The 2431-nt window shown below is 62.3% G+C and carries 3 protein-coding genes; all 3 read right to left on the bottom strand.

Annotated elements, in window-relative coordinates; all coding sequences use genetic code 11:
• Positions 1-277: 277 nt before the first annotated feature.
• Positions 278-1306 (bottom strand): LacI family DNA-binding transcriptional regulator, encoded by a 1029-nt coding sequence (locus EN925_RS31980; protein WP_024501536.1) that lies wholly within the window; start codon positions 1304-1306, stop codon positions 278-280.
• Positions 1307-1404: 98 nt separating this feature from the next.
• On the bottom strand, positions 1405-1734 hold the full coding sequence (locus EN925_RS31975; RefSeq protein WP_063168517.1) for a hypothetical protein: 330 nt from the start codon (positions 1732-1734) through the stop codon (positions 1405-1407).
• Between the two features lie 21 nt (positions 1735-1755).
• Positions 1756-2431 (bottom strand): MFS transporter (locus EN925_RS31970; RefSeq protein WP_164894532.1); only part of this gene is annotated, 676 nt, incomplete at its 5' end.

Here is a 2431-nt window from a genome sequence, read left to right as displayed (position 1 = left end):
GATTGTTCGTTTCGCAATGCGAATTTTTCGCGCGATGGACCGGCACCTCCCGCCTTGCCATGCGCTTCCTCGGCCGCCCGTGATGGCCGACCCGGTACCTCCCTTGTCGCCGCCAGCGGGGCGAAAACTATCATATTATCCATAATAAACAAGTATTAGTTGTCGCTTATGTATAATAAACAGGTGCGACCTGTCGTTCATGCACCTGCCTGTAGGAGATGGTAGCGCTACCAAATTGGCGTGTAAACCGGCATTCGCACAGTCGCTTCTGTGCGTTTCAACGCGCCGTGCTCTCGCGGCGCTTGAGCTCGAAACCGAGGTCTACGATCCGTTGCTCCGGTCTTTTGCCGGCGATCGCAGCAAGCGCCATGGCGACGGCACGCCGGCCGATCTCATAACGATGGGTGCGGATGCTGGTGACCGAAGGAAACGCCACCTGCATCATGTCGAGATCGTTGAAACCGACGATGCCGATCGTCTTCGGCACCGCGATCGAGGCGCGATGGCATTCGAACAAGACGCCGAGCGCGATGTCGTCATTGTTGCAGAACACCCCGTCGAGTGTCGGCACCTTGGCCAGCGCGTCGCGGAACATCTCGCGGCCGAGCGACACGCTGGACAGCACCGGCGTGGTGGTGACGAGGCGCGGGTCGAACAGGCCCGCGGCCTCCATCGCCGCGCGATAGCCGGCAAGGCGCCGCTGCGAACGCGGATCCATGCGCGCGCCGATGAAGCCGATGCGGCGATAGCCGGCCTCGATCAGATGCTCGGTCGCCGCCCTCCCGCCATCGAGATGCGAGAAGCCGACCATCATGTCGACCGGATCGGGACCGGTTTCCATCACCTGCACCACAGGGCAGCCGGCACTTTCCAGCAGCTTTCGCGAAGCCGGCGTCTGATCGATGCCGGCGACGATCAGCGCCGCTGGCCGTTGCGAACCGAACAGCTGCAGCAGCCGCTCTTCCTCGAGGCCGGAATAGTGGGTGTTGCCAAGCTGGATGCGGAACGGGCTGGCCGACAGGCTGTCATAGATGCCGCGCACCACCTCGGCGAAGACGTTGTTGGTAAGCGACGGCACCAGCACGCCGAACACCTCGGCGCGCGCCGAGGCCAGCGCCCGGGCATTCGGGTCCGGCACGTAGCCCAGTTCGTCGACGGCGGCCTGGATCTGGCGGCGCAGCTCTTCGGACACACGCTCCGGCTCGCGCAGGGCGCGCGACACGGTGATGGCGCCGACGCCGGCCTTGCGCGCGACATCCGCGATGGTCGGGCGGCCGCCGCCCCGGCGCGTGCGCGGCTTGGTCAAAATCGAGTCCTCGCAAGATACAGATCGGAAGCCATCGCGCCCGCAGCCGTCATATGTTGTCAAAGTGGGATATTTATCCGCGCGCTTCCTTCTCGACGCTAGGTCAATGTCCGCTCCCCAAAGAGAAAAATCAGCAGAGAAAGAAGACCAAACGAGACTAAAAATCCGGCCCATGCTCCAAACAGGAGCTTGCGAAGCGATCGGAATTCGTCAGCAACAAGAAATCTGTTGAAACGGCTATTCCTGCGGCCGGCTCGCTCGCTCCAACCAAGTGATCTTTCCTCAGTAGTGTCTACAAGCGCTCCGGTTCTGCCGAGCACCAGGATAATCGAATAGAAAATTGCGGCGGCGCCTGCGAGGCATCCCGCGGCGCAGGCCCACACCGCTATTGTTAGAAGAATGGGCTTACCGTGAAGATCGAGATGCATTTTGTGCGCCCGGAATAAGGCTTAAGCTGCAACCGTCAATGATCGCCGCGACCGCCACAATAACAGAACGATCGCCAGTATATTCAAAATATTCCAGGCAATGCCGTTCAGGAACGCAGCCGCATAAGAGCCGGTCAAATCGTAGATCCAGCCCGACATCCAGCCGCCGATCGCCATGCCGAAGATGGTCGCCATCATGACGATGCCGATACGCTGGCCGGCCTCTCTGGCCGGCATATAATCGCGCACGATGATCGCGTAGCAAGGCACGATGCCGCCCTGCGACAAGCCGAACACCAGTGACACCACATAGAGCGAGGCAAGCCCGTCGAACGGGATGTAGAACAGCAGCGACAGGCACTGCAGGACCGAGCCGATCATCAATGTCCACACGGCGCCGATACGGTCGGCGAGGAAGCCGGACGCCAGCCGGCTGACGACGCCGCCCGCCATCATGATCGACAGCATGTCGGCGCCATGTGCGACGCCGTAGCCAAGGTCCATGCAATAGGCGACGATATGCACTTGCGGCATCGACATCGACACGCAGCAGCCGAGCCCGGCGACGACCAGCAGCACCTGCAAGGCCGCCGGCGACAGCGAGATCGGCTGCACCGACCGGCTTCCGGGCGAACCCGCGACGGCCGCCGCCGGGGCACCGCGCCGCAGCATCAGCACCAGCGGCACCATTGTCACC

The organism is Mesorhizobium sp. M7A.F.Ca.US.006.04.2.1 (assembly GCF_004022915.1).
Classification (GTDB): Bacteria; Pseudomonadota; Alphaproteobacteria; order Rhizobiales; family Rhizobiaceae; genus Mesorhizobium; species Mesorhizobium ciceri.
This window is presented reverse-complemented; position numbering and strand designations above follow the sequence as displayed.

Bases quoted from the DNA above. Each gene is read 5' to 3' on its own strand.
- EN925_RS31975 (WP_063168517.1), bottom strand. From the start codon at position 1,734: ATGCATCTCGATCTTCACGGTAAGCCCATTCTTCTAACAATAGCGGTG.